Here is a 26,108-nt window from a genome sequence, read left to right on the forward strand (position 1 = left end):
GCACCAGCAGGGGCAGCAGGTCGGCGATCACCACGGGATCGATCTGCCGGGCCTTACCCAGCCGCGTGGCCAGCACCAGCCCGATCAGCACTGGGCGAGCGGGCGACGAAGGGGAGTGAGAAGGGGGGGGATCAGGCCCACCAGGGCTTGTCGCCGGTGCGGAAGTCGGTGTCGCTCCACTGGCTCAGGAACACGGTGTCGTTGTCGACCGTGACGTTGGCCAGGGCCAAGGAGAGCGGGGCTGGACCGCGCACCACCATGCCGGTGGCGTCGTACTGGCTGCCGTGGCAGGGGCACATGAACTTGTTGGCGCCGCTGTTCCAGGGCACGACGCAACCGAGGTGGGTGCAGATGGCGTTGATCCCGTAGCTGCCGATCGCCTCGGGACCCTCCACCAGCAGGTAGGTGGGATCACCCTTGAGCCCCTGTACCAGGCTGCGGTCGCCCTCCTTGTGGGTGGAGAGCCAACCCGTGGCGGTGACGGTGTTGCCCAGCTCGTCCTTGGCGGTGGTGCCGCCGCCGCCGCCGGCGGCCTTGGGGGGGATGAAGTAGTTGACCACCGGGTACAGAGCGCCCAGGGCAACCCCCGTGACCGTGCCGAAGGTGAGCAGATTCATGAACTGCCGACGACCCATTCCGGGCACATCGCTCACAGGGATCTGGGTCATACGAGGCGTTCCTTGGTGCCGAACCAACGTGCCGCCCATTATGACCGCTGCCCCTCCGTCCACCGGGGGACAGACCGGGGGTCTGAGCGGTTGCCGCAACATGCTGTTGTCTCTGCCGTCGGCTTCGCCGTTGACCGATCCCGTCACCCCCTCTGCCTCCGCGCCCCTCCGTTATGAGGAGGTGATCGCTCTGTTGCGCTCCCGCTGGCAGGCCTCCTACGACCTGCAGCTGGTCCAGCGCCGCGGGCGGTTGTACCTGCAGGTGATGTGGGCCTACCTGGAGCAGCAGTCTTTCCCGTTGGATGCCGCTGGCTATGAAGCCCGCCTGCGGGAGCTGGTGGAGGTGCTCAACAACCTTCAGGTAGCGGAGCAGGTGCGGAGCTGGCTCAGCACCACCAGGGACCGGCCGCGGTTGGGGAAGGCCATGAGCCTGGCCCTGGAGCCGGCCGCGGACGGTCGCAGCAGCGAATTTCTGCTCTGAGCCCGGCCGCGAGCCTCGCTGTTCAGGTGGGCTCGGGCCGCACCTGCTCCACCAGGGCCACCAGGGCCACCCCAATCAGGAACAGGGCTGTGATCGCTCCGGTGAGCAGCAGCATCGTCACTGGGTCGGTGGAAGGGGTGAGCACCGCTCCGGCCAGGGCGGAGCCCAGCACCACCCAGCGCCAGGACCCCAGCATGGTGCGGGATCCCACCAAACCGAAGGCCCCCAGCAGCAGTTGCAGCACCGGCAGCTCGAAGGCCAGTCCGGTGGCGACCATCAGCAGCAGCACGAAATCGAGATAGCGCTCGATCGACCAGATCGGCTCCACTACATCGGCGCCGTAGTTCACCAGGAAACGCAGGGCCGCGGGTACCAGCGCCCACCAGGCGAAGGCCAGCCCCACCAGGAACAGCACCGCCGATGCGGCCACCGCCGGGGCCACCAGCCGTCGCTCGCGCCGGGTCAGGCCAGGCAGCACGAAGGAGAGCAGCTCATAGAGGACGTAGGGCAGCACCAGGGTGAGACCGGCGTAGCCGGCCACCTTGAGGGAGACGAACAGGAATTCCCCAGGTGCCAGCTGCAGGAAGCGCATGCCCACCGCGGGCACCTGCAGCAGGCGCACCAGGGGGCGCACCAGCACCAGGCAGACGGCTGCGGAGACCACCAGGGCCAGCAGGCTGCGCAGCACCCGCCGCCGCAGCTCCTCCAGGTGCTCCAGCAGGCTCATCTCCACTTCGCCGGGGAACTCGTCCGGACGGTTGACGCGGATGGGTGCCGGCTCGGGCAGGGCCGTTCCGCTGGCGCTGCTGCCGGTTGCGACGCTGGCAGTGGATGGGGTTGGTTCGCTCATGGCCCAGGCTCCGCTGGGACCTTAGACACAGATTCCACCGCAGCGAGCCAGTGGGCGGCCCGCTGCGGTGAAGCCCAGACCACCTCACCCCCTCTGTGGCTCACGGTGCCGGCCAAAGCCCCGGCAATTCGTTGCAATTGATCCGAGGGCACCTTCAGCACCGCCACCCGGCCATTGTGTCGGGCTCGGCTGAAGTGGGCGGCCAGATCAGCGGCCAGCTGGAGGTCGGCCTCCGCGGCCGCCGCGGACGAGGCCTTGAGCATCACGTGGCTGCCGGGGCATTCCTGCGCGTGGAACCAGAGGTCGCCACGCCGCGCCTGGCGCAGGCTGATCCATTCGTTCTGGCGGTGGTTGCGGCCCACCTGCACCTGCAGGCCGCCGGGGGTGAGCAGCTCCAGGGGGGATGGGGTCCCGCCAGCCGCGGCAGAGCGCGGTGGAGCGCGGCGGCGAGGCTGGCGCCCATCGGGGCCTCGCCGGGCCAGCAGCTCCTCGCTCTCCTGCTCAAGGGCCTCCAGCTGGCTGAGGGCCTCCTCCAGATCCCCGGCCTGAGCGCCGTTGCCGGGGCCGGCACTGAGCTCAAGGCTGTGCATCGCTAGAAAGGCCAGGCTGGCGTCGAGCTGCATCAGCTGCCGCTGATGCAGCTCCAGCCGGGGGGTGATCGAGACCACCGAGCGCCGCAGCCGCCGGGCCCGCTTGTAGAGGGTCTGGGCTGTGGCCACCTGCTCGCGGCTGGGGGCCGCCAGGCACAGCAGGGCGTCGGCTTCGCGACTGAGCTCATCCCCACTCTCCACCTGATCGAGCAGGTCCTGCTGCTGTTGGCGCTGGCGGTCCTCTCGCTCGCGGGCGGCCAGCAGCTTCAGCTCCAGACTCGCCCGGCGTCGCTGCAGCTCCCCCTGACCCAGGCGCTGGCGGTAGTAGGCCGTCAGGGGGGCGTTCACGGGGCCGTTGGTGGCGGTGCCCCAGCAGCGGTAGTGGCTGGGGCCAGTGCCGGCGTCATCGACGTCCCAGCCGAAGCGCTCCTGCTCCAGATCGCGCAGCCAGCGCTGCCAGTGCTCCCAGAGCTGATCCCAGTGGGCCTGGCTGAGCGTGTCCACCCGCCGGGCCAGCAGCTCAGGGGCCGGCTCCTGTGCTCCAGCGGCCAGCTGCAGCGCCAGGGCCGGACTGATCCCCTGGTAGGCCTGCTGCAGGGCCTGGCTCAGGGTCACCGGCACCAGCTGCAGCCGCCGCCGCCAGCGTTCCTGGGATTCATTCAGGCTGGGGGGATCCGACTGCAGGGCCGGTGGGCGCCCGTAGAAGGAGCCGCTGGTGATCGGCCGCAGCCGTGAGTGCTGCTCCCGCACCTGGCGGGCCAGGCTCACCACCCGTCCATGGTCATCGAGCAGGAACACGTTGCTGTGGCGACCCATCAGTTCCACCACCAGACGGCGGCCGCTGGGCTCTCCGGGCCGGGGCGCGAAATGCAGATCCACCACTCGCTCGAAACCCTCCTGCTCGATCGCTACCAGGGCCAGCCCCCCGAGGCCGTGCTGCAGGACCCGGGCCAGGGTGCTGCCCTCCCCCTGCCTGGGCGGCGGCGGGATCGCCAGCAGCCGGGGGGCCGCCGCCAGCCAGCTGATCTCCAACCAGCGCAGTCCACTCAGGCCACGCAGCCCCAGTTGCAGGGTGTGGGGATTGGGCTGTTGGGCCTTCTCGAAGCGCGACGGCACCAGCAGCGGACGCAGCTCCGCCAGCACCGCCCGCAGGGTGGTGAGATCCATGGCCTGGATGGCCAGGCTGGGCTGGGTCTGGGGCGCCATGGGCTGCCGTTTCACGCCGGAGCGTGCGCTTGGATCCCCCTACTCTGCTGGCCAGCCGAAAACCCCCATGGGATCCCCTTCAACGCCTGGACGGCTCACCGTGATCAGCGGCCCCAGTGGTGTGGGCAAGGGCACGCTGGTGGCGACCCTTCTGGAGCGCCATCCCCGCCTCTGGCTGTCGGTGTCGGCCACCACCCGGGCCCCCAGGCCCGCTGAGGTCGATGGGAGCACCTATCGCTTTCTCGATCGTGAGCGTTTTGAGGCCCAGGTGCAGGCGGATGGCTTCCTGGAGTGGGCCGAGTTCGCCGGCAATCTCTACGGCACGCCACGGGCGCCGGTGGAGGAGCACCTGGCCCTGGGCCAACCGGTGCTGCTGGAGATCGAGCTGGAGGGGGCCCGTCAGGTGCGGCGGAGTTTTCCCGCAGGGTTTCAGGTGTTCATCAAGCCCCCCAGTTTTGAGGAGCTGGAGCGGCGGATCCGCGGCCGTGGCACCGACAGCGAGGAGGCCATCCAGCGGCGGCTGGCGCGCGCCCACCAGGAGCTGGCGGCTGAAGCGGAATTTGACGCGGTGCTGGTGAATGGTGCTCTGGACGCAGCCGTGGCTGAGTTGGAAGCGGCCCTTGGCCTGGCCGCAGGCTGACAGCCGCCATAAAAAAGCGGCCCCGGGGGGCCGCTGATTGAATCTGAATGACAGTCGGAAGCCGGGTGGCAGAACGACAGGACATCGCGGGCAGACATCCGTTGGTCCTGTCGATCAGTCGTTGGAACCCCAGCTGAGCACGACGACTGAAGGGTGAACGTTCCCTCAGAGCGGGCGGAGGATCAGGTCGGGGAAAAAGCGGAAGACCTCGATGGTGATTCCGGCAGTCAGGGTGAACCAGACGGCGGCAACGACGGGAGCGGTGGTAAGGAATTTTTTCATGGTTCCAGGAATCAGCGGGGGGAAACGGTCACTTTGGAGTCGGCTTCAATCATTTTTCCGCCGACGAACTCGTTGAAGGCGGCCAGGGGCCAGACGGAGGCGGCAAGGGTGGATTTGAACGCCAGGGGCATGTCGATCTGGATCTCACGCATGGTGGCGTCCTTGCTGCCGCGGATCGCCATCAGGTAAGCGCGGCCGGCCCAGCCGATCGTGCCAGCGATGTAGAGGAAGAGAAGGCCCGGGATCAGGAAATCCCCGGCATGGCTGAAGCGGCCATCCACGATCAGGCGGGGCAGGCCGTCATCACCGCACAGCGACTGGCTGTACACGTTGAAGCGTGCCTTGGCCTGGTCGGTCTGGGCAGCCGAGGCCCGCTGCTGGAAGCGGGCGCTCTCGGCACAGGGGGTCAGCCCGGCCAGCGAGGCCTCGGCCGAGGCCACAGGCGCAAAGCCGACGAGGAGGAAGGCCGAGAGCAGAACCGCGCACAGGCGGGGGAGAAGACGTCGCATGGAGAGCCTGGGTAGAAGCCGGGGGGAGTGCCCTGCGGAGCCCTGCATCGGCGTGGGGCCGCGGGGCAGGATGTCACACGCGGACAGTAAGGGAGCTCCTTGGGCGCCATGCCAACGGTTCTGGCCCTCGAAACAAGTTGTGACGAGTCAGCGGCTGCGATTGTGCGCGATCGCACGGTGCTGGCCGGCGCAGTGGCCTCCCAGGTGGAGGAGCACGCCCGCTGGGGGGGTGTGGTGCCGGAAATCGCCTCCAGGCGGCATGTGGAAGCCCTGCCCCAGTTGGTGGAGCAGGTGATGGCCGAGTCGGGCCTGAGCTACGGCGATCTCGATGGCATCGCCGCCACGGTGGCGCCGGGTCTGGTGGGGGCCCTTCTGGTGGGATCGGTCACCGGCCGCACCCTCGCCCGTCTTCACGACCTGCCCTTTCTGGGGGTGCACCACCTGGAGGGTCACCTCTGCTCGGTGCAGCTGGGGGAGCCCTTGCCGCCCGGCCCCTACCTGGTGCTTCTGGTCAGCGGCGGTCACACCGAGCTGGTGCGGGTGGAGGGGATCGGGGCCTACCAGCGCCTCGGCCGCAGCCACGACGACGCGGCCGGCGAGGCCTTTGACAAGGTGGCGCGACTGCTGGGACTGGGCTATCCCGGCGGCCCCGCGATCCAGGTGGCGGCGGCCGACGGTGATCCCCAGCGCTTCCCCTTGCCCAAGGGCCGGGTGTCGCGGCCCGAGGGCGGCTTCCATCCCTACGACTTCAGCTTCAGTGGCCTCAAGACCGCCGTGTTGCGACTGGTGCAGCGCTTGGAGCAGGAGCCGCCGGAGCTGCCGCTGGCCGACATCGCCGCCAGTTTTGAGCGGGTGGTGGCGGAGGTGCTGGTGGAGCGCAGCTGCCGTTGCGCCCTGGATCAGGGGCTGGACACCGTGGTGCTGGTGGGCGGGGTGGCGGCCAACCGCCGCCTCCGCCAGATGATGGGGGAGCGTTGCGCTGCCTTCGGCCTGCAGTGGCGTGTCGCGCCGCTGGCCTACTGCACCGATAACGCCGCCATGATCGGCGTGGCGGCAGCGGCCCGCCTGGCCGTCGGAGCCCGCAGCAGCTGCGATCTGGGGGTCCAGGCCAGGCTGCCGCTGGATCAGGCGGGCAGCCTTTACGAAACGCGGGCGGGTTGTTAATCGCTTTAGAGTGATCTCCACTGTGTCTTGGGACGACAACAAATGGGCCTTGCTGAGATCAGTGAGAACCGGCTTGAGCCCGTCGATGTCGACCCGCAGGAGCTCAATGCCTGGCGCCGCGGCTTCACCCCCCAGGCCGAGATCTGGAACGGACGTCTGGCCATGCTCGGCCTGTCACTGGGTCTGGCCAGTCTGCTGTTGATTCGTCTGGCCACCCGCTCCTGAGTGGCGACCATGGCCTGAGCTGACCCCAGGGCTTAGCCGATCCGGCCGCGCAGGGTCTGGGCCAGTTCGTTCGGCTTGAGGCTGTGGGAGAGCGCTTCGCTGGGATCTACGGTTCCGGCCTCCACCAGAGCTGCCAGCGACTGGTTGATGGTCTGCATGCCGTCGAAGGCACTACGGGCCATGATCTGCTCCACCTCATCGAGGTCCCCCCGTTGGATGTAGTCGCGGCAGGCTTCGTTGTTGACCAGCAGATCGTGATAGGCCGTGCGATTCCCATCCCTGGTGCGGATCAGCCCCTGGGAAATCACCGCCAACAGCGATTCCGCCACCTCCCGGCGCATCTGCTCTTTGCTGCCCGGATCGAACAGGCCCATCACCCGATCCACGGTGCGAACAGCTGAATTGGTGTGGAGGGTGCCGAACACCAGGTGGCCGGTCTGGGCGGCCTCCAGGGCGGTGGAGAGGGTGTCGCGGTCGCGGATTTCACCGATCAGGATCACGTCGGGGTCTTCCCGCAACGCTGCCCGCAGTGCCGTATGGAAACGCTTGGTGTGGTGCCCCACCTCCCTCTGCTTGATCAGACAGGTGCGGCTGGTGTGCACGAATTCCACCGGATCTTCGATGGTGATGACGTGCTTGGCGGCGGTTCGGTTGATCCAATCGATCATGGCGGCCAGGGTGGTGCTCTTGCCGCAGCCCGTGGGACCGGTCATCAGCACCAGCCCCTTGGGGTAAGTGGCCAGTTCCTTCAGCACCGCTGGCATGGCCAGCTGATCCAGGCTCGGCACCTGCAGGGGGATCAGCCGCAGGACCATCGCCGGGCCGCGCAGGCTCTCCAGCAGGTTGATGCGGATGCGCGCGAAGGGGAAGGCATGGGCCCCGTCGAAGTCGAGGTCGCTGCGGAAGCGATCCAGGTCGCCGGGCTCGAGAATCTCCTCCAGCCAGCGCCCGAATTGCTCCCGGTCAGTGATGGGCCAGCCCGTGGGCAGCATCGTTCCCTGACCTCGGAAACGGGGGGATTCCCCCACCCCGATGTGCACGTCGGAGTAGGTCCTGGCTTCGGCGATCGCCACGATTGCCTCCAGGCTGGGGGGCAGATCGCCAAAGCTGGGCCATTTCTGGGCTGGGCTGGTTTGCGCTGGGGCCCCTGATGCGGGCGCCGGCGGAGGTGGGGGCGGCAGCCTGACTGCAGTGGCCTCCCCCATGGCCTGGGGAGCATGGCTGCTCTCAAGTGGATTCACGGTTGGGCGGCGGCCTGTGTGCTCAGCATTGCTCGAAACTGGGCTCCTGTCATGGGGTAACCCCGGGGCCCTTCCCTAAGATCCCAGCCACCGCCTCGCCCCCTTGACCGCCACCGCACCGCTCGTGAGCATCGTGCTGGGCACCCGGCCAGAAGCGATCAAGCTGGCACCGGTGATCCTGGCGTTCCAGCGCGATAGAGGCTTCCGCACCCGGGTTGTGCTCACCGGTCAGCACCGGGAGATGGTGGCTCAGGTGATGGATCTGTTCGGGCTCACCCCCGACCGCGACCTGGCCCTGATGGCCCCGAAGCAGACCCTCACCCATGTCACCTGTGCGGCCCTTCAGGGTCTGCGGGAGGAGTTTCTGGAGCACCGCCCTCAGTTGGTGCTGGTGCAGGGCGACACCACCACCGCCTTCGCTTCGGCCCTGGCGGCCTTTTACGAGCAGATTCCGGTGGGCCATGTGGAGGCCGGCCTGCGCACCGACAACCTCCTGGATCCCTTCCCCGAGGAGGCGAACCGGCGATTGATCTCCCAGGTGGCCCAGCTGCACTTCGCACCCACCACTGTGTCCGAGGCGAACCTGAAAGCCTCCGGCGTGGTGGGGGAGATCCTGGTCACGGGCAACACGGTGATCGATGCACTGCTGCTGAGGGCCGCCTCGGCCCCCCTGCCCCAGATCCCCGGCCTCGACTGGGAGCGGCAGCGGGTGATCCTGGCCACTGTCCACCGACGCGAGAACTGGGGCGAGCGGCTCACCAGCATCGCCGAGGGCTTCCGCCAGCTGCTGGATCGCCACCCCGACACGGCCCTGCTGCTGCCCCTGCACCGCAACCCCACGGTGCGTGAACCCTTGCAGCAGTTGCTGGGTCAGCATCCCCGCGCCCACCTCTGCGAACCCCTCGACTACGACCAGCTGGTGGGGGCGATCCGCGGCTGCACCCTGCTGCTCTCCGATTCCGGTGGCTTGCAGGAGGAGGCGCCGGCCCTGGGCAAGCCGGTGCTGGTGCTGCGGCGCACCACTGAGCGCCCTGAAGCGGTCACAGCTGGAACGGCGCGGCTGATCGGCACCGACAGCACCTCAATCGTGGAGGAGGCCAGCCGGCTGCTGGACGATCCCCAGGCCTATGCGGCCATGGCCCAGGCCCACAACCCCTTCGGCGATGGTCAGGCCAGCGGCCGGATCCTCGAGGCCAGCCGCAACTTCCTGAGCAGAGCCGCCGTGGGCTGATCGGGGCCATCAGGAGTCCCGCTTCTTCGCCCACGGGGGCAGATCGATGAACACCCGAGTGCCCTGCTCGAGCCCTGTGATGATCTGGGTGTTGCGGCCACTGCTGGAGCCCAGGGTCACCGGCTGAAAGCGGGGCTGGTTGTCCTTGCCCACCAGCAGCACGCCCGGTTTGCCTTCCTCGGTGACCACCGCCACGGTGGGCACCAGCGTCTGGGGCGGCAGGGTGCCGGTCTGGAAGTTGATGTCGGCGGTCATGCCGATGCGCAGCAGGTTGTTGGGGTCGCTGAGGGAGAGCTTCACCTCGAAAGAGGTGACGTTGTTGTTCTTCACCGCCCGCGGTGCCACCTGGATCACCCGGGCGGCGAAGCGCTTGTCGGGGAAGGCATCCACCCGCACGCTGGCGCTCTGGCCGATGCTGATGCGGCCGATGTCGTTCTCAGGCACTTTGGCGACCACCTCCAGCCCCTGGGCCAGCTCTACCACCGAGGAGCTGGAGGCACCGGCATTGGCGGAAGCGGACGTGGTGGGGGTCACGAAGGCGCCGGGATCGGCGAAGCGTTGGGTGATCAAGCCATCGAAGGGGGCCCGGATCGTCAGTTCCCCCCTCTCCACCGTGCGTTGGCTGAAACGCTTGCGAGCCGCGTCGAGGGAGGCCCCGGCGGTGAGGGCCCGGGTGCGGAACGAAACGATGTCGTCCTCGCTGATGGCCCCTTCGGCGAACAGCTTGAGGCGGCGTTCGTAGTCGGAGCGGGCGCGGATTTCCTCGGCTTCCGCCAGGCGCACCTGGGCCCCCAGTTCCAGCTCCCGCTGGCGCAGGTCACCGCTGTCCATCAGGGCGATGGGCTGGCCCTTGCTCACCCGGTCGCCTTCATCCACGAACAGCGATTCGAGCACTCCGCCGCGTTTGGGGCTCACGTTGACGCTGCGACCCGCCTCCAGCTCACCGCTGGCACTCACCACCCCCGGCAGGGTGCCCCGCTGGGCCACCACGGTGAAATCGGCGAGGTTGCTGCGTTTGGCGGCCTGGCGCTGGCGCTGCCAGATGGCCACGCCGCCCACCACCAGCACCAGGGCCACAGCACCGGCCGCCCAGCGCCGCCAATGGCGGCGCGGAGCCAGACCGCCGGTCCCTGGGGCGCCCGCGCTCAATCCGGAGGGCAGCGGAGCCTGTAGCGGCTTCGGGGCTGGGGGTTGTTCGAGCATCCGCGTGGCGATGGACGTGCTCCGTTGACTGAGACCAGTCTTCCTGGTGTTGTCCCCAACTGTGGCCCCGGTCCATGGAGGGGGGCCCGTCTAGATTCCAGGCCATGCTCAAAGCCGGAATCGTGGGGCTGCCCAACGTGGGCAAGTCCACCCTGTTCAACGCCCTGGTGGCCAACGCCCAGGCCCAGGCGGCCAATTTCCCCTTCTGTACGATCGAGCCCAACGTGGGCAGCGTGGCGGTGCCTGATCCGCGGCTGAAGATGCTCTCGAATGTGTCCAGCTCCCGTGAGATCGTGCCCACCCGGGTGGAGTTCGTCGACATCGCCGGGCTGGTGAAGGGGGCCAGCCAGGGGGAGGGCCTGGGCAATAAGTTCCTCGCCAACATTCGCGAGGTCGACGCGATCGTGCACGTGGTGCGCTGCTTTGAGGACGACGACGTGATCCACGTGTCGGGTGATGTGGTTCCGGTGCGGGATGCCGAAGTGATCAACCTGGAGCTGGGCCTGGCCGATCTCGGCCAGATCGAGAAGCGCCGCGAGCGCCTCAAGAAACAGGCGCGCACCAGTAAGGAGGCCCAGGTCGAGGATGCCGCGCTAGCGCGGATCCAGGCGGAGCTGGAGCGGGGCGGTGCCGCCCGCAACGTGGAGCTGGGGGAGGAGGAGGCCCCGATGCTCAAGCCCCTGGGGCTGCTCACCGCCAAACCGATCATCTACGCCACCAACGTCTCGGAAGACGACCTGGCCGGCGGCAATGCATTCAGCCGCTCCGTGGAGGAGCTGGCCGGCCGGGAAGGTGCCGGCGCCGTTCGCATCTCAGCCCAGGTGGAGGCGGAACTGATCGAGCTCGGTGAGGCCGAGCGCGGCGATTACCTGGAGGGCCTCGGGGTGAGCGAGGGCGGCCTGCAGAGCCTGATCCACGCCACCTACCGTCTGCTGGGCCTGCGCACCTACTTCACCACCGGTGAGAAGGAAACCCGCGCCTGGACGATCACCGCCGGCATGACTGCCCCCCAGGCCGCCGGGGTGATCCACACCGACTTCGAGCGCGGCTTCATCCGCGCCCAGACCGTGGCCTATGCCCAGCTGCTGGAGGCCGGCTCCCTGCCGGAAGCCCGCAACCGCGGCTGGCTGCGCAGCGAGGGTAAGGAGTATGTGGTGCAGGAGGGCGATGTGATGGAGTTCCTCTTCAACGTCTGAGTCGAAGGCTCGGCGCTCGTGTCTTTCGGGCTCGAGACCCCTGTGACCGGATTCCAGCACTCAGGACCACTCCAGGTCGGGGAGGCCGCGGAAGGCCTGGCGGACTCCACTGCTCCAGCCGCTGCTCAGGGCGGCGAAGTAGGGGTCACCGTCGAGGAAGCGGCGCCGGTGCTGAATGGCCAGGCTGTCGCGCCTGTACCAGATCAGATCGATCGGCATGCCCACCGACAGATTGCTGCGCATGGTGGAATCGAAGGACACCAGCACGCACTTGGTGGCATCCGCCATCGTCGTGGCCGGGGTGATGACTCGGTCGATGATCGGCTTGCCGTATTTGGCTTCGCCGGTCTGCAGGAAGGGCGTGTCCTCGCCGGCTTCGATGAAGTTGCCTTCGGCGTAGATGCGGAACAGTCGCGGGGCTTCTCCTTTGATCTGGCCGCCGAGGATGAAGGAGGCGTTGAAGGTCAGCGCACTGCCTTCCAGGGAGGGGGCGTCGCGAAGCTCGATCTCGCGCATGGCATCCGACACCAGCAGGGCCACGTCGAACAGGGTCTGGGCGGTCCAGAGGGTCGCGGGTGCGTCGTTGCGGCTGGCCCGTTGCTTCAGCAGGCTCACCACCGCCTGGGTGCCGGCCAGGCTGCCGGAACTGAGCAGAACGATCACCCGATCACCGGGCCGCTCGAAGGTGGTCATCTTGCAGAACCTGGCGAAATCATCGACACCGGCGTTGGTGCGTGAATCGGAGGCCATCACCAGTCCCTCCTGCAGCAGCATGCCCACGCAATAGGTCACGGCCGGCTCATCCCTAAGGCCGAACCATTGTTGCGGCGCGCCCGCCGCTGCGTCTGTGCCGGCAACGCCCCCGGTCAGGGGGGACAATGTCATGAGCTGCAGTGGCCGGTGATGCCCTCATCCCAGACGTCCCCCGCCAACGACCCTGAAGCGGCCATCGATCCGGCCGCTCCCGCCGATCACCCCCACAATTTCGAGGTCCAGAAGGAACTGCACCAGCGGATCCGCAATGACCCCGACTACGACGACTGGGAATACGGCACTGAGCCGCTGCCCCATGAGTCGGAAGCCTGGATCCGTGCCCAGAAGGCCAAGACCCAGGTCAACGATCAGGTCAACGACCAGGTCGATGAGCCCTGAGGGCTCCCCACGTCCACGGGGATCAGGGCCTTGGTTGGATCTGCCGCTGAGCGGCATGGGGATGGAAGCGGCTCAGCTCACCCACCAACAGCAATCCCAGCAGGCTCAGCAGCGTCATCAGCAGCCAGAGGCCGGCCCCGTGCCTCTGGTTCTCCAGCAACCAGCCACCCACCAGGGGGGCCACGAAGGAGCTGATGGCGAAGCACTGGGAAAACAGGGCCAGGGCCATCCCCTGATGGGACGCCGGGGTGACCTCGATCACAGCTTCGCTAGCGGTGGGCAGGAAGGCCGCCGCCGCTGCCGCCAGAGGCAGCTGGGCCAGCACCAGCAGGGGCAGGCTCTGCCAGCCCAGGGCGGAGAGGGCCAGCAGCAGGCTGCCAAGGGCGAAGCCCAGCAGGCTCCAGCCCAGACCGAAGGCCACCGGCCGCTGCGCCAGCCAACGCCCCAGGGGCCACTGCAGCAGCAGCAGCAAGCTGAGCTGCAGGCCCAGCAGCAGGGCCCCGAGGCTCTCGCTCAGCGGCGCCCGCGCCAGCCCGCCCCGCACCAGATCCAGTGGCAGGGCGCTCTGCAGCAGCGACAGCATCGCTGTGGCCAGCAGGGTCACCCCCAGCAGGGGCAGCAGTGGTTTCACCCATTGGCGCCAGGGAAGCCGGCGCTCCAGCTGGCTGGCGGCTGCCGCCATGGGCAGGGGTGAGCGCAGAAGCAGGCTGATCACCACCAGCATGCAGGCGATGTCGAGCAGATAGATGCCGCGCAGGTGCTGGCTGCCGGCCAGGAGGGCTCCCAGCAGCACCCCCAGGGCTGCACCCAGAGCATCTCCGGTGCGCACCAGGGCATAGGCGCGGCTGCTGGGCAGGGGTGGCGCACTCAGGGGCACCGCCAGCTCGATTGCCGGCCAGTAGATCCCCATCGCCAGTCCCAGCAGCAACTGCCCCAGCACATAGGCGGCGAAGGTGTCAGCGCTGAACAGCCGGCTGTCGGCCACCACCGAGATCAGTGCCGCCAGCAGCACCGGCCGGGTGGTGCTGAGGCCATGGTCGAGCCACCAGCCGCTCAGCAGCCGCCCGACGGTGCCGGCCAGGGCCGCGGCGGCCAGCCCCTGACCCACCGCCAGGGCCGAGAACTGCGCCTGATGGAACACCACCGGCGTGAGATAGAGGATCCCGCCGGCCCCGAAGCTGCCCACCAGGCGGATCACGGTCAGTTCGCGCAGCGGCGCGGGAAACTGGAGCCACCAGATTGGTTGACTTGCTCCTGCCTGCGGCTCTGTCACAACACGTTCGTCGGGGGCTGGCACTGCTGGCCAGTCTGCTGCTGGGCACGGCGTCGCCGCTGCTGCTGGCCCCAGCCCGGGCGGCCGACCGCCTTGATGTGCGGCTCGATGGCCTCTCGCTGCCCATCGACCTGCACCAGCTCGAGGCCTGGAGCCTCGATCCGACGGGCAGCCGCAATGAACTGGGGATCTGGCTTGAGCTGCTTGACAGCAGCAGCCGCGAGGATCTGTTGAGCCTGCTGCGATCCCCCCTGCTGCCCGATCGCGGTTTCGCCCTGCAGCTGCTGCAGAGTTGGGCGGGCCGTCAGGTGCTCGAGGCGGTGGGGGAACTGTTCGCCGGTGGCAAGCCCGGCAGTGGCGTGCTGCTGCTCAACACCCTGCGCGAGCGCCTGCTGCGGCCCGAACCAATCCGGTTCGTGGACCTGCTGCAGGCGGTGCCCACGCCCCAGCTCACCCTTGATCTCGATGGTCTGCTGCAGCTCGCGGCCCTCTGGCGGCGGCAGCTGGAGGAGCAGACGCTGGCGCTGAAGCAGTTGCGGGACCTGCCGCTGCGCCTCCGCCAGGAGTCGGAGACCGGTGCAAAGCTGGCGGCGATTCAGCCCGACCCCAGGCCCAGGGCCATCGCCCTGACGGTGTCCCACAGGCCAGTCCCGCTGGAGCTGGAGCTCTGGCCGGCCGTCGCACCCCGCCAGCGCTCCTGGGTGCTGCTGATGCCGGGACTCGGGGGCAGCAGCGCCCAGCTGGGTTGGTTGGCCAGGGGCCTGGCCGCCCGGGGCTGGCCGGTGCTGATGATCGAGCACCCAGGCAGCAACGAGGCGGCGGTGCGCCAGATGCTCGATGGCCAGCGCCCCCCGCCGGGGGCTGAAACCCTGCCCGATCGCCTGGCTGATGTGGAGGCGGTGCTGGGGGCAGAGCGGCAGGGAAAGATCCCTGGACTTGGAGACTCCGTGGTGTTGATGGGCCACTCCCTGGGAGGGCTTTCGGCCCTGTTGGCCAGCGGCCTGCGCCCGGCTCCGGGCCTGGCCCGCCGCTGCGAGCGGGCTCTGGATGTGATCCCCCTGATCAACATCTCCAGGCTGCTGCAGTGCCAGCTCCAGGAGGTGCCCCTGCCGGAGCTGGCGAGCGCTCGGCCCGTAATGCTGGCCGCCGTGGTGAGCTTCAATGGCTTCGGCAGTCTGCTCTGGCCTGGCCGCGGTCTGGAACGCCTCAAGGCACCGCTGCTGATCACCGGCGGTGGGCTGGATCTGGTCACCCCGCCGGTGAGCGAACAGCTGGCGCTGTTTCTGCAGCACCCCGATCCCCGCAGCCGCCTGGTGATGGTGGAGGGCGGCAGCCATTTTTCCGTGGTGCGCGTCAAGGAGCAGGAGCAGGCCCTCTGGCGGCTCGGCGATGGCCTGGTGGGGGTGGAGCCGGTGCGGGTTCAGGAGTTGCTGCTCAGCCTCACCTCCGATTTTCTCTCGTCGGTGGACGCCACTATTCCGATGGCCCCGCAGCGGCGCAGCCGTGATGGCGTCACGGCCTACGTGCTCGATGGCGCCAATGCCCGGCGTTGGCGCCGCCGGATCGGCCCCTGAAGAAGGCGCCGCTCAGAAGCGGATGCGAGGGTCCAGCACTGCCACCAGCATGTCCACCGTCACGCTCACCAGCACCACCAAGGCCGCCACCACCACCACGATGCCCTGCACCAGGGGGTAGTCGCGCTGGCCGATGGCCTCCTGCAGCCGGAAGGCGATGCCGGGCCAGGAGTAGGTGACCTCGATCAGCAGGGCGCCACCGATCAGCGAAGCCACGGTGATGCCGGTGATCGTGAGCACGGGCAACAGGGCATTGGGCAGGGCATGGCGTAGCACCACCCGGGTTTCGCTGAGGCCACGGCTGCGGGCCGCCTCCACGTAGTCGGAACGCAGCACCCGCCTCAGGTTGAGGCGCAGGGCGTTGGCGAAGATACCGCTGAGGAGCAGGCCGAGGGTGGAGGCGGGCAGCACCAGGTGCCGCAGGCTGCCGGCCAGCTGCTGGAGATTGGCGGCGCGCAGGCTGTCGAGCAGGTAGAAGCCGCTGCCGCTGGGGGGCATCAGAGTGGCGGGGAAGCGCCCGCCCACCGGAAACCACCCCAGCCAGACGGCAAAGATCAGCTGGATCACCATCGCCGCCCAGAAGGGCGGCAGGGCGTAGGTGCCGATGCCGTAGAGGCGTCCGGCCAGGTCGAGCTTGCCCTCGGGGCGGGCGATGCCGCTGAAGCCCACCGCCAGCCCCAGCACCGCCGCGATCAGCAGCGCACACAGCCCCAGCTCCAGGCTGGCCGGCAGGTTCTGGCGGATCACGTCCAGCACCGGGGTCTGGTTGGTGAGCGATTCGCCCAGATTGCCCCTGAGTAGATCGGCGAGGAAGTGGCCGTACTGAGCGGGCAGGGGTTGGTCGAGCCCCAGCTGCTGGCGCAGGGCCTGCCGTGCCGCCTCCGGTGCCCGGGTGCCCAGAAGGGCGTCGATGGGATCCCCCGGGGCCAGCCGCAGCAGCAGAAACACCAGGGTGGCGATCAGCCAGAGCATCACTGGGGCGAGCAGCAGCCGACTGCCCAGATAGCCCAGCAGCTGGCGGCGACGGCTCATGGCGCTGGCCTCGCAGCTGACTGCCGCTGCTGCAGTTGGCTGAGCACCACGCGGCCGGAGCCATCGAACACCGGGGTGCTCAGTCCGGCCTGGGCCCAGGCCCGCGGCGCCACCAGCCAGACCGGGATGTAGGGGGCGGCGGCGGCGGTTTCACGCTGCAGGCGCTGCAGCAGCTCTATTCGCTCCCGTCCCTGCAGGCTCTGACTGCGGCGCAGCTCCTCGTTCAGGCCGGGGCGGGTCCAGAAGCTGCCGCTCGCGGCACTGGGACCCTCCAGGCAGCGCTGGCCCACGGCCTTGTCGCAGCCCAGCAGTGGCTGCAGATAGTTGTCGGCGTCGGGGAAGTCGCCCATCCACTCCAGCAGGATCGAGGCGAAAGCCCCCTCGCCGAGCTGACGGTAGGCCGTGGTGGATTCCATTCCGCTCACCTCCAGCACGATGCAGTCACCCAGATCCCGGCGCAGCTGTTCCTTCCAGATCAGGGCGAAGAGCTTGTCGGCGGGAATGTTGGAGCGGAAGGTGAAGGGCAGGTTCAGCGTCTTGCCCCGGCAGTAGCCGGCCTGCTCGAACAGCCGTCGGGCTTCCGCCGGGTCAAAGGCGGGCCAGGCCTCGGGTTCGGAGCCGCTCAGGCTGGGGGGCACCAGATCCCGCAGTGGTGGCCGCAGGCCATGGGTCACCCGCTGGCTGATCAGCTCGTGATCGAGGCTGTGGGCAATGGCACGGCGCACCAGCGGGTTCTTGAGGGGCGGCTGGTCGCTCAGCAGGGTCAGGTAGCCGATCTCCAGGGCCGGACCCACCCCTTCGAGCAGGCGCCCCCGCTGGGCGTCCTGGTGTAGGGAGAGCTGCTGGTCGCCCTCCAGACTGGTCGAGAGCAGCACATCCACCTCGCCGCTGCGCAGGGCCCCGTAGAGGGCGGTGGAGTTGCTGAGGTTGACCAGATCCAGCCCGCTGTTGGCAGGAGGCTCTCCCCAGTAGTCCTTGAAGGGCTCCAGACGCTGCTGCTGGTCGGCGAAGAAGGTGAGCCTGTAGGGGCCCGTGCCCACGAAGCGATCATTGAGGAAGCGCTTGTCGTGGCTGCGGTAGGCGGTGGGGGAGAGGGGCGTGAGACTGACGGCGCTCAGCAGCTGGGGCAGGGCGGTGAAGGGGCGCCGCAGCTTCAGCTCCAGTTCATGGCTGCCGCTGGCGCGCACCGCAACGATCCGGTCCCCCAGCAGGTAGCTGAGCTTGCCGATCGCCAGAAAGCGCTCCAGGGTGAACACCATGGCGGCGGCATCAAAGGGGGTGCCGTCGTGGAAGCGCACCCCCTGCCGCAGTGGCACCCAGGCGGTGAGCCGATCTGGGCTCATCCGCGGCAAAGCCGTGGCCAGACGGGGCTGCAGCTCGCCCCTGGCATCGATGGCATAGAGCGGATCACCGAGGGCGCTGATCAGTTGCAGGGCCCCGAAGCTGTAGGTGGCGGCCGGGTCCACCGAGTCGATCCGGGTGCGGCTGCCCACCACCAACCTCCCACTGGGCCGCTGGGGCTGGCATCCCAGCAGCAGCACCAACAGGGCGGCCAGCAGGGAGAGCGAGCGCAACCCCTTCAAGGCAGGCAAAGCGTGCAGGATGCTCCTGAGTGCTCAGAGGCGCCCATTCAAGACCGCGACGGGTAGCTCTGGGCCTGGGCCAGATGGTGCAGTTCCACCTGGCGGATCGACACCTCAAACACCGGAGAGCCGTTTCGTGCCAGGGGCCAGCGCCGCACCCAGCAGCGGTCGCGGGGTGCATCCACACCGATCACCTGATACACACTGGAATGGGCTGGCTCGCCGATGGTCCAGGTGGACGCGGATTCGCCACTCGGGAGACCGGCGCTGATGGCCACATCGGTGGTGAGGTGAACGCAGTCACCCTGATGGAGGGTCATGGCGGTCGCGGGGTGGCGGGTTGAACGGCAGCCCTGATCAGGGCTGGCAGAGATGGGGGTCAGGGCTGGGTACCGGGCCGCTGAGGGGGAGTGGGGAAAGGCCGTTGTGGGCCAAGGGTTCCGCAAGGGTGTCTGAGCTGGAGTTCAATTTGGACAACGGGCCGGCTCAGGTGAGGGCATCAGCATCCGGGGGGATGCGGAATGAATCCATCTTGACCCTGCCAGCCCCCGGCCCGTCAACAGCCGCGGCATGAGCACTCGTTCTGGCTGTCAGCAGGTCTGCTGATGCACTTAGAGGGTGCGCAGGCAGGCCGCCACGCTCTGAATCTCTGGCAGGGCACGGATCGCCGCCAGCGCCGCCTGGAATCGGGACTCCTCCACCTCATGGGTGATCACCACGATTTCAGCCTGGCCGCCGCTGGCCTCCAGCTGCACGATCGACTGGATCGACACCTCCGCCTGGCCGAAGCAGCTGCCGATGCGGCCGATCACCCCGGCCTGGTCGCTGGTCTGCAGGCGCACGTAGTTGCGGTGCCGGGTGCGGGAGCTCTCCACCAGGCTGCAGCGGCGCCAGCGGCTGGCCGCCAGCAGTGGATCCAGTCGGCCGCCTGTGCCGGCTGCCTGGCGGATGCCGGCGATGTTGAGAATGTCGGCCACCACCGCCGAGGCGGTGGGCCCTGCCCCAGCGCCAGGGCCGTAGAACATCACCCGTCCCACGGGATCTCCCTCCACCAGGATCGCGTTGTTGACCCCATTGACCACCGCCAGGGGATGGTCGGTGGGCACCAAGGTGGGGTGCACGCGCACATCGAGGCATTCACTGCCATCGGCCGCAGTGCCCAGATGCTGGGCCACCGCCAGCAGTTTCACGCGGTAGCCCAGCTGGCTGGCATAGCTCACATCCCGCGCCTGCAGGTCGCTGATGCCGACGGTGGGGATCAACGCCCGCTCCACCGTGCCGCCGTAGGCCAGGCCGGCGAGGATCGCGATCTTGTCGGCCGCGTCATCCCCCTCCACATCGGCGGCGGGGTCGGCCTCGGCGTACCCCAGCTGCTGGGCCTCTGCCAGCACCTCGGCGTAGGCGGCCCCCTCATCCGTCATGCGACTGAGGATGTAGTTGGTGGTGCCGTTGATGATGCCGCTCACCCGTTGGATGCGATTGCCGCCCAGCGATTGCTTGAGGGGCTCGATGATGGGAATGCCGCCACCCACAGCCGCTTCGATCAGCACATAGACCCCCTGACGGGCCGCGGCATCGGCGATCTCCTCGCCATGACGGGCGATCACGGCTTTGTTGGCCGTCACCACTGATTTGCCGGCGTTAATGGCCGCGAGGATCAGGGTGCGGGCTGGCTCCAGACCCCCCATCAGCTCCACGACGATCTCCACCGAGGGATCGTTCACCACCTCGGCCGGGTCGGTGCAGAGCAATTCGGGAGCCAGGGCCACGGGCCGGTGCCGGCTGAGATCGCGTACGGCGATACGCCGCAGCTCCAGCTCCGCCACCAGCGGATGGCGCCCGTCCGGGGAGGTGAGGATCTCCGCGACACCGGCTCCCACCGTGCCCAGACCGAGCAAGCCGATGCCGATGGTCATGCCGATTGTGCCGCGAAACCGATGATCCTAGAAATCATTCCGTCGCCAGGCCCCTGGCCTGGGCCTGCATCATCTTCAGGATGTTCAGGAATCCATTGGCGCGGGACGGGGTGAGGCTGGCCTTAAGGCCCGTCTCAGCCAGAAAACCGGGGTCCAGCCCAGCGGCCTGGTTTGGTTCCAGGCCCTCCAGGCCGGCGATCAGCAGTGCCAGCAGCCCCTTGGTGATCTGGGCATCGGAATCTCCCTGCCAGTGGAGCTTGCCGTCGACCAGCTGCCCCACCACATACACCTGGGAGACACAGCCCTTCACCTTGAACACCTCCTGACGGAATTCGTCGGGCAAGGGCGCAAGCTTCTTGGCCAGCCAGAGCACGTACTCGTAGCGGCGCTTGGGGTCACTGGTGCCGCGCAGGCGCTCCACGATCGCGTCAAGGCTGTCGCTGCCGGTGCTCATGGATGGGGCCAGGGCGGAAGTGGCCCCAGTGTGGCGCTTGCCCTCAGCGGCGGCGGCGCTGCTGCACCGCCAGCCCACTCACCAGAGCGCCCAGGCCGGTGACGCCGCCGATCAGCAGCAAAGAATGACGTTGATGCGCTGAGAGGACCGAGGGCATCGGGCTCTGATCGCTGCTGCTCACCCGATCCAGCTGGGCCTGGCCTGCCTGGGTGGGCACCTCAAGAAAGTCGCGGTGTCCAGGGCCCGCATCCACCTGCAGCTCCCAGTCGCCATCGGCGCCCTTGGGCATGGAGAAGCTGAGGCGCCCCTGGGCATTCATCTGACCCACGTCCAAGGGCTGTCCCCCATGAGGGGGTACCAGCCGCACGAGGGCGCCCTTGACGGGTTCGCCGTTAGAGAAGCGGCTTTCGAGCATCAGCCCGTCGCGCAGGGATTCGAGCCGATCCAGGCTGGATTCAATTGCGTGGGCCTCCACAGGACCTGGAGCGACGGCCATGGCCACCACTGCCCCGAGGGCCGGGAGTGCCAGCAGGCTGCAGAGCCGCGTGAAGCGGGAAGTGGTCATCGCCAAGGCCTGGTCGCTTGCGAAGGGGCTGACCCCAACGCTAAGGCGCGATCAGGAGGCTGACCAGCGTCTGCCTGCGGCCTGGCCCTTGCCGGCCTGCACCATCCGCACCATCGAGCTGACCATCATCGAGAGGGCTTCACTGGGCTGGGAGCGGTGGCCCAGCTCCGCCGCCATCACCCGCTCGGGCATCGTGCCGGCTCCGATGGCGTAGGCGCCGACGCGCCGGGCGGGGGAGGGGCGGGACTGATCGAAGCTGAGGTCCAAGGAAACAGGGGCTCGTACCAGGTGATCCTGGCAAAAAATCGGCACGTGGGTCATCAGAGTGCAGGCCTCTCAACAGGTTGCAACCATTCGATCCCCCGTTCGCTGAGCCAGCCGTCGAAGGGAACGTCCCACGGATCCAGCGGCAGCTGCTCCACGGCACAGGCGGCGGAGGCCACAATCAGGGCCGGCACCGAGCGCCAGGCGGGATCGGCCCGCAGCCGGTCGAACCAGCCACCCCCATAGCCCAGGCGGACAGCGCGGCGGTCGTAGGCGAGGGCCGGCACCAGCAGCAGACCAAGGGCCGACGCCGGCAGCGGCCTGCCCGCCGGCGCCGGCGCCGGAACCCCCGCGGCATCGGGCTGGAGCGGATCCCCGGGCTGCCAGATCTCGTAACCCAGCCTCCCCGCTCCCTGCGGAGTTCGGATGGCGGGCAGGGCCAGCCGGCCTGGAAGCGCTTTGGCCAGATCCCGCAGATCGGGTTCCCCCGCCAGGGGCCAGTAGAGCCCCAGCCGCTGGTCGGCCCCGATCAGTCTGGGGATCCCAGCTTGAGCCTGCTCCAGCAGCCGCCTCCGCTGCTCCTCGGGCTGCTGGGCGCGCTGCTGGCGGAAGTGCCGCCTCCAGAGGGGTTTGGGGTCGCCCGGCCCCGGTGTGCCCGCCATCAGCGTTGAAACCAGGCCGTGATGGCGGCGGCGAGGGCATCGGCGGCGTCATCAGGGCGGGGGGGCGTCTCCAGGTCCAGTTCACGCATCACGGCGTCGAGCACGTCGTTCTTGTCGGCATGACCGGATCCCGTGAGGGCCAGCTTGATCTGCATCGGCGGAAACTCCACCACCGGCACCCGCAGGCGGGCCAGGGTCATCATCACCACCCCCCGGGCCTGCACCACCGAAATGGTGGTGCTGGAGCGATAGAAGAAGAACTTCTCGACACAGGCCAGCTCAGGACGCCAGCGGCGCACCAGCCAGCGCAGGTCGCGGGCAATCTCCACCAGCCGCTCCCCCTCCGGAGTGCCGGCTTCGGTGCGGATCATTCCGCAATCCAGCAGGCGCTGGGGCGGGCCGGTCTCGATCAGGCCATAGCCGACGCGGGCCAGGCCTGGATCGATGCCGAGGATGCGCAAGGCCTCAGGCCGCCAGGGCCAGCTGGAAGGCGTCGCGGGCGGTGTCGGCCATCTCGAAGATCTTGCAGAACACCTTGATCACCCGATCACCGGAATCGATCTGCTCCAGCGGATCCTTGCGCAGCCGGTGGCGCAGGCAGCAGGCCACCACCCGCGCAACATCGTCGTCGTTCACTTCGGTGCGGCCTTCGAAGGCGGCCAGGGCCCGGGCCGCCCGGTTGGTGACGATGTCGCCGCGCAGGCCGTCCACATTGAGCTCACCGCAGACCGCCGAGATGCGGATGCGCAGATCGGGGTCGATCAGCACCTGGGGCAGTCGCTGCTGGGCCTCCACCACCCGCTGCTGCAGTGCCTCCTGGGCGCCCAGATGGTGGCTGTTGAAGCCCTCGGGATCGCTGTCGTAGCCGGTGCGCTGATCCACCACCTGCACCCGCAGCTCCGGATCACGCACCGTGCGCACCTCCACGCTCATGCCGAAGCGATCCAGAAGTTGGGGCCGCAGTTCCCCTTCCTCGGGGTTGCCCGAGCCGATCAGCACGAAGCGGGCCGGGTGGCGCACCGACACCCCTTCCCGCTCCACCGTGTTCCACCCGGAGGCGGCCGAATCCAGCAGCACGTCCACCAGGTGGTCGTCGAGCAGGTTCACCTCATCGACATAGAGCAGGCCGCGGTTGGCCTTGGCCAGCAGGCCCGGCTCAAAGGCCCGAACGCCCTCACTCAGGGCTTTTTCGATGTCGATCGTGCCGCAGAGGCGGTCTTCGGTGGCCCCCAGGGGCAGGTCCACCATCGGCACCTGGCGCGGCTCCACCGGTAGCGTTTCGCCACTCTCCGCCCGCTGGCGCACCTCGACGCTCTGCAGGTCGGGGTCGCTGGGGGAGCTGTTGTAAGGATCGCCGGCAACAACATCGATCTCCGGCAGCAGATCAGTGAGGGCGCGGATCGTGGTGCTCTTGCCCGTGCCCCGGTCGCCCATGATCATCACCCCGCCGATGCGCGGATCGATCACGTTCAGCAGCAGGGCGAGCTTCATCTCCTCCTGGCCCACAATGGCTGTGAAGGGGAAGGCCCTGCGTTGGCGGGTCTGACTCACGGACGGGTTGCCGGCACGGATTCGGATTGTTTCACAGCTGGCTGGCCCAGCGTCGGCGCGGGCAGCAGGCTCAGCACCTGGGGGGGCGTGGCGTCGGCGGGGTAGATCAGCCGCACCCTCAGCTGCCGCTGCTGGCCAGGGGCCAGGCTGATGCGCCCGAGGCTGGGGCCCCTTTCGCCCTGGCGCTGCACCAGGTGGAACCAGCGCCGGCCGGCGGGGCGGCCCTCCGGACCATCCAGCCCGCTCACCTCCACCGTGCCGCGAAACACCACCGCCCGTGGTGGGGTGAGGTTGAAGAGGAGGCCCCCCTCGGGCCTGTCGGTCTTGCGAGGGGATTCCAGGGCCAGATCCAGGGCCACCGGGGCCTTGGTGTCATTCACCAGGGGAAGGGTCAGGTCGTACTCCACGCCGTAGTTGCCGTGGGCGGCCCAGGCGGTGCCGGGGTAGAAGGCCCGCAGCTCGGCGGTCTGCACCTGGCCGCTGCCCAGGCTGCCCCGCTCCAGCGAGGCGATCGGCCAGGACACCGGTGCACTGCGCACGGAGAGCACCTTGCTGCCGGGATCGCTGAGCTTCGCGCTCCAGCGGCTGCCCGTCTGCACACCACTCACCCGCGAATAGATAATGCCGCCGCTCTGCCCCCTGGGGGTGGGCACATGCTCCTTGGCGCTGAGCCCGGCCCGCAGCAGCCGACTCCAGACTTCCGGCTCCGGTGGACGCTCAGCTCCGAAGGCGGCCAGGGTGGCCAGCTGCACCGGGCCATCACTCTCTAGCCGCAGCTGCAGGTTGCGACCATTGAGCAGGGGGTCGAGCCCCTTCACGGGAATCGGTAGGGCCAGCAGGGTGGTGAGCTGACCCGGGGCCAGACTCCACTCCTGGGGAATGCCGACGCCGCGGCGGTTCTGCAGCATTTCGGCGGCCACCCTTGAGCCGGGTCCGGCATACACCGACGTGCCGTCGTGGCTCATCAGGGGCGGCAGGGGCAGGAAAGGAGCTGCCGGCTGGGCTGGATCGCTCGACTGGGACAGGGCCGTGGATCCCCCCAGCACCCGCAGCCGCACGGGTTTGCCGTTCACGGGGGCGGCCACCACCCCCAGCCAGAGCACGGAGTCGAGGGTTTCCGGTCGGCCGGCGTAGACGTGGTGGCTGAACAGGTCGAAGCGTCCCTGCAGGGGAACGTTCAGGTGGGCCTCAGGGCTGGAGAACGGTTGGCCGGCGAGGGTTCCGCTGCCGTTGAAGGTGGAGAGCAGGATGCCGGGCTGGATGATCAGCTCAGGGTTGTTGTCGTTGATCACCGCCACCCGGTCGAGCCCGCCGCTGAGGGGACGCACCTGCTGGGGTCTCCGCACGGTGGTGGTGGCGGTGGCTGCCGTCCCCGCAGCTGCTGATGCGGCGGCCGGGACCATGGCGGGAGCTTTGGCCTGGGCCGCGCCGGCGCTGAGCAGAAGGCCGGCGGCCATGGTCAGGAGGAGCATCAACGTCAGCGGGGTTGGGGAGAGGGATCGCTGCGACCCACGAGGGTTTCGCTCACCGCGGCAGCCATGGCCCGGATCAGATCGGTGGAACGGGGGTCGTTGAACGGGCCTTTGACCATGAACCCTGCCACAGCTCTCTTGCCGTTGGGGAGCTCGATCAGGCCCGCGTCGGCGTAGGCGATGCCGATGTCACCGGTCTTGTTGAGCACGGTCAGTCCACGGGCCATCAGCTCGCTGTCGGGGTCGCTGGAGTTGCCCCCCAGACCCTTGAGCAGCCCGGCGGGCAGCAGGGTGTTGGTGCGGGAGGTGGCCATGATCGTGCGGAAGTGGTCTCGGGCCCGGGGGCTGAGCTTCTCGCCGATGTCCACCACCGCGAATGAGCGGGCCAGATCGCGGGGGCTGGTGGTGTTGGTGCCTTCGAGGTCGGGCAGCCAGTTGTTGATCACCGTGGCCGGCAGGCCCAGGGCCTGGAAGTGGGCATTGGCGGCGGCCTTGCCGCCGAGGCGTTTGATCAGCAGGTTGGTGGCGCTGTTGTCGCTCACCCGGATCATCTCGGTGGCGGCTTCGTAAAAGGGAAAACGGGTGCCTAGGGGCCGGCTGGCCATCCAGCCGGCCCCACCGCCCATCACCTCCTTGGTGAGTGGCAGCGGCTCGTTCCAGCGCAATTTGCCGGAATCGAGGTCGTCGAGGGCCGCCAGCAGGATCGGGGTCTTGATCGAGCTCGCCGCCGGCAGGGGTGTGTCGGGGTTGAGCTGGGCGTAGCGGCCGTCATCCAGCACCAGCAGGAAGCCGCCCACCTTGAGATCCTTCTGCTCGGCGGCCAGGGCCTTCCAGCGCTGGCTGAGCTTGGTGAGCTCCACCCGCGGCTCGAAGCGGCCCAGGGCCAGGCCCCCCTTGGGGGTGGGCACCGGTGAGCTGGCGCTGCTGGGCTTGGGGGCTTCCATCGCCCCCTGGGCCAGCTTCGGTGCCAGTTGTTTCAAGGCGGTGCCGGTGAGCACCCCGAGGCCCAGGCCCATCACCAGCAGGCGCAGGACGAGGGCGAAGGGCTGGAACCAGCCGGGGGATCCAGAACGGGGGGAGCGACCCGTAGGCACGATGCAGCCGGGGGGGACGGAGATGGCAGG

Annotated in this window: 29 protein-coding genes; 8 read left to right on the forward strand and 21 right to left on the reverse strand. The window is 68.7% G+C overall.

The features are described from left to right. Nucleotides 1–131: 131 nt before the first annotated feature. Complete coding sequence (gene petC / locus KBY67_RS03280; protein WP_255108692.1) at nucleotides 132–668, reverse strand: cytochrome b6-f complex iron-sulfur subunit; 537 nt, start codon at nucleotides 666–668, stop codon at nucleotides 132–134. A 130-nt stretch (nucleotides 669–798) separates the two neighbouring features. Between petC and KBY67_RS03285 the strand changes: the two genes are divergently transcribed. After that, nucleotides 799–1,149 (forward strand): DUF3067 family protein, encoded by a 351-nt coding sequence (locus KBY67_RS03285; RefSeq protein ID WP_255108694.1) that lies wholly within the window; start codon nucleotides 799–801, stop codon nucleotides 1,147–1,149. A 22-nt stretch (nucleotides 1,150–1,171) separates the two neighbouring features. On the opposite strand, the gene tatC is transcribed toward KBY67_RS03285, so the two are convergent. Continuing rightward, the gene (gene tatC / locus KBY67_RS03290; protein WP_255108696.1) at nucleotides 1,172–1,999 is read right to left on the reverse strand and encodes a twin-arginine translocase subunit TatC; all 828 of its coding nucleotides are present in this window, start codon (nucleotides 1,997–1,999) and stop codon (nucleotides 1,172–1,174) included. Continuing rightward, nucleotides 1,996–3,756, reverse strand: a complete 1,761-nt coding sequence (locus KBY67_RS03295; RefSeq protein WP_255108899.1) for an NFACT family protein — start codon at nucleotides 3,754–3,756, stop codon at nucleotides 1,996–1,998. The genes tatC and KBY67_RS03295 overlap by 4 nt, the downstream gene beginning before the upstream one ends. Nucleotides 3,757–3,862: 106 nt before the next feature. On the opposite strand from KBY67_RS03295, the gene gmk reads away from it, so the two are divergent. Continuing rightward, nucleotides 3,863–4,435 (forward strand): guanylate kinase, encoded by a 573-nt coding sequence (gene gmk, locus KBY67_RS03300; RefSeq protein WP_255108698.1) that lies wholly within the window; start codon nucleotides 3,863–3,865, stop codon nucleotides 4,433–4,435. Between the two features lie 165 nt (nucleotides 4,436–4,600). On the opposite strand, the gene KBY67_RS03305 is transcribed toward gmk, so the two are convergent. Both KBY67_RS03305 and KBY67_RS03310 read right to left on the reverse strand, forming a co-directional pair. Beyond that, the gene (locus tag KBY67_RS03305) at nucleotides 4,601–4,717 is read right to left on the reverse strand and encodes a Photosystem I reaction center subunit IX (protein WP_255108707.1); all 117 of its coding nucleotides are present in this window, start codon (nucleotides 4,715–4,717) and stop codon (nucleotides 4,601–4,603) included. An 11-nt stretch (nucleotides 4,718–4,728) separates the two neighbouring features. Beyond that, nucleotides 4,729–5,226, reverse strand: a complete 498-nt coding sequence (locus KBY67_RS03310) for a Photosystem I reaction center subunit III (RefSeq protein ID WP_255108709.1) — start codon at nucleotides 5,224–5,226, stop codon at nucleotides 4,729–4,731. Between the two features lie 108 nt (nucleotides 5,227–5,334). On the opposite strand from KBY67_RS03310, the gene tsaD reads away from it, so the two are divergent. Continuing rightward, nucleotides 5,335–6,390 carry a tRNA (adenosine(37)-N6)-threonylcarbamoyltransferase complex transferase subunit TsaD gene (gene tsaD, locus KBY67_RS03315; protein ID WP_255108711.1) on the forward strand — a complete coding sequence of 352 codons (1,056 nt, stop codon included), beginning with the start codon at nucleotides 5,335–5,337 and terminating at the stop codon, nucleotides 6,388–6,390. A gap of 42 nt (nucleotides 6,391–6,432) precedes the next feature. Further along, nucleotides 6,433–6,615, forward strand: coding sequence for a high light inducible protein (locus KBY67_RS03320; protein WP_255108713.1), 183 nt, complete (start codon nucleotides 6,433–6,435; stop codon nucleotides 6,613–6,615). 32 nt (nucleotides 6,616–6,647) lie between these two features. On the opposite strand, the gene KBY67_RS03325 is transcribed toward KBY67_RS03320, so the two are convergent. Next, complete coding sequence (locus tag KBY67_RS03325; RefSeq protein ID WP_255108715.1) at nucleotides 6,648–7,856, reverse strand: type IV pilus twitching motility protein PilT; 1,209 nt, start codon at nucleotides 7,854–7,856, stop codon at nucleotides 6,648–6,650. 103 nt (nucleotides 7,857–7,959) lie between these two features. Here KBY67_RS03325 and wecB point away from each other — a divergent pair, with 103 nt between their 5' ends. Then, complete coding sequence (wecB, locus tag KBY67_RS03330; RefSeq protein WP_255108717.1) at nucleotides 7,960–9,087, forward strand: non-hydrolyzing UDP-N-acetylglucosamine 2-epimerase; 1,128 nt, start codon at nucleotides 7,960–7,962, stop codon at nucleotides 9,085–9,087. A gap of 9 nt (nucleotides 9,088–9,096) precedes the next feature. Here wecB and KBY67_RS03335 read toward each other — a convergent pair whose 3' ends face one another. Further along, complete coding sequence (locus tag KBY67_RS03335) at nucleotides 9,097–10,236, reverse strand: efflux RND transporter periplasmic adaptor subunit (protein ID WP_255108719.1); 1,140 nt, start codon at nucleotides 10,234–10,236, stop codon at nucleotides 9,097–9,099. Nucleotides 10,237–10,394: 158 nt separating this feature from the next. On the opposite strand from KBY67_RS03335, the gene ychF reads away from it, so the two are divergent. Further along, nucleotides 10,395–11,486, forward strand: a complete 1,092-nt coding sequence (gene ychF, locus KBY67_RS03340; protein WP_255108724.1) for a redox-regulated ATPase YchF — start codon at nucleotides 10,395–10,397, stop codon at nucleotides 11,484–11,486. 60 nt (nucleotides 11,487–11,546) lie between these two features. Here ychF and KBY67_RS03345 read toward each other — a convergent pair whose 3' ends face one another. Then, a complete protein-coding gene (locus KBY67_RS03345) occupies nucleotides 11,547–12,278 on the reverse strand; it encodes a peptidase (RefSeq protein WP_255108725.1) in 732 nt (243 codons plus the stop codon). A gap of 30 nt (nucleotides 12,279–12,308) precedes the next feature. On the opposite strand from KBY67_RS03345, the gene KBY67_RS03350 reads away from it, so the two are divergent. Beyond that, the gene (locus tag KBY67_RS03350; RefSeq protein WP_255108726.1) at nucleotides 12,309–12,638 is read left to right on the forward strand and encodes a hypothetical protein; all 330 of its coding nucleotides are present in this window, start codon (nucleotides 12,309–12,311) and stop codon (nucleotides 12,636–12,638) included. A 22-nt stretch (nucleotides 12,639–12,660) separates the two neighbouring features. Here KBY67_RS03350 and KBY67_RS03355 read toward each other — a convergent pair whose 3' ends face one another. Beyond that, nucleotides 12,661–13,836, reverse strand: coding sequence for an MFS transporter (locus tag KBY67_RS03355; RefSeq protein WP_255108727.1), 1,176 nt, complete (start codon nucleotides 13,834–13,836; stop codon nucleotides 12,661–12,663). A 50-nt stretch (nucleotides 13,837–13,886) separates the two neighbouring features. Between KBY67_RS03355 and KBY67_RS03360 the strand changes: the two genes are divergently transcribed. Then, nucleotides 13,887–15,485: an alpha/beta fold hydrolase gene (locus KBY67_RS03360; RefSeq protein ID WP_255108729.1), complete on the forward strand. Its 1,599-nt coding sequence runs from the start codon at nucleotides 13,887–13,889 to the stop codon at nucleotides 15,483–15,485. Between the two features lie 12 nt (nucleotides 15,486–15,497). On the opposite strand, the gene KBY67_RS03365 is transcribed toward KBY67_RS03360, so the two are convergent. The 12 genes from KBY67_RS03365 to KBY67_RS03420 form a co-directional block, all read right to left on the reverse strand. Next, the gene (locus KBY67_RS03365; RefSeq protein WP_255108731.1) at nucleotides 15,498–16,517 is read right to left on the reverse strand and encodes an ABC transporter permease; all 1,020 of its coding nucleotides are present in this window, start codon (nucleotides 16,515–16,517) and stop codon (nucleotides 15,498–15,500) included. Continuing rightward, a complete protein-coding gene (locus tag KBY67_RS03370; RefSeq protein ID WP_255108733.1) occupies nucleotides 16,514–18,100 on the reverse strand; it encodes an ABC transporter substrate-binding protein in 1,587 nt (528 codons plus the stop codon). Before KBY67_RS03370 ends, KBY67_RS03365 begins: the two co-directional genes overlap by 4 nt. A gap of 47 nt (nucleotides 18,101–18,147) precedes the next feature. Next, nucleotides 18,148–18,420: a hypothetical protein gene (locus KBY67_RS03375; protein WP_255108735.1), complete on the reverse strand. Its 273-nt coding sequence runs from the start codon at nucleotides 18,418–18,420 to the stop codon at nucleotides 18,148–18,150. A gap of 291 nt (nucleotides 18,421–18,711) precedes the next feature. Then, nucleotides 18,712–20,016, reverse strand: coding sequence for a homoserine dehydrogenase (locus KBY67_RS03380; RefSeq protein WP_255108737.1), 1,305 nt, complete (start codon nucleotides 20,014–20,016; stop codon nucleotides 18,712–18,714). 34 nt (nucleotides 20,017–20,050) lie between these two features. Further along, entirely contained in the window at nucleotides 20,051–20,470 is a 420-nt protein-coding gene (locus tag KBY67_RS03385; protein ID WP_255108746.1) for a SufE family protein, read from the reverse strand. A 43-nt stretch (nucleotides 20,471–20,513) separates the two neighbouring features. Continuing rightward, nucleotides 20,514–21,035, reverse strand: coding sequence for a hypothetical protein (locus KBY67_RS03390; protein ID WP_255108748.1), 522 nt, complete (start codon nucleotides 21,033–21,035; stop codon nucleotides 20,514–20,516). A gap of 51 nt (nucleotides 21,036–21,086) precedes the next feature. Further along, nucleotides 21,087–21,302 (reverse strand): hypothetical protein, encoded by a 216-nt coding sequence (locus tag KBY67_RS03395; RefSeq protein ID WP_255108750.1) that lies wholly within the window; start codon nucleotides 21,300–21,302, stop codon nucleotides 21,087–21,089. A 53-nt stretch (nucleotides 21,303–21,355) separates the two neighbouring features. Further along, nucleotides 21,356–21,961 (reverse strand): 5-formyltetrahydrofolate cyclo-ligase, encoded by a 606-nt coding sequence (locus KBY67_RS03400; RefSeq protein ID WP_255108752.1) that lies wholly within the window; start codon nucleotides 21,959–21,961, stop codon nucleotides 21,356–21,358. Then, nucleotides 21,961–22,422 carry a crossover junction endodeoxyribonuclease RuvC gene (gene ruvC / locus KBY67_RS03405; protein WP_255108754.1) on the reverse strand — a complete coding sequence of 154 codons (462 nt, stop codon included), beginning with the start codon at nucleotides 22,420–22,422 and terminating at the stop codon, nucleotides 21,961–21,963. Before ruvC ends, KBY67_RS03400 begins: the two co-directional genes overlap by 1 nt. 4 nt (nucleotides 22,423–22,426) lie before the next feature. Then, nucleotides 22,427–23,512, reverse strand: coding sequence for a magnesium chelatase ATPase subunit I (gene bchI, locus KBY67_RS03410; RefSeq protein ID WP_255108756.1), 1,086 nt, complete (start codon nucleotides 23,510–23,512; stop codon nucleotides 22,427–22,429). Next, the gene (locus KBY67_RS03415) at nucleotides 23,509–24,984 is read right to left on the reverse strand and encodes a DUF3370 domain-containing protein (RefSeq protein WP_255108758.1); all 1,476 of its coding nucleotides are present in this window, start codon (nucleotides 24,982–24,984) and stop codon (nucleotides 23,509–23,511) included. Before KBY67_RS03415 ends, bchI begins: the two co-directional genes overlap by 4 nt. A 5-nt stretch (nucleotides 24,985–24,989) precedes the next feature. After that, nucleotides 24,990–26,078 (reverse strand): serine hydrolase, encoded by a 1,089-nt coding sequence (locus KBY67_RS03420; protein ID WP_255108760.1) that lies wholly within the window; start codon nucleotides 26,076–26,078, stop codon nucleotides 24,990–24,992. Nucleotides 26,079–26,108 lie beyond the last annotated feature (30 nt).

The organism is Synechococcus sp. RedBA-s (assembly GCF_024345495.1).
GTDB lineage: Bacteria > Cyanobacteriota > Cyanobacteriia > PCC-6307 > Cyanobiaceae > Regnicoccus_A.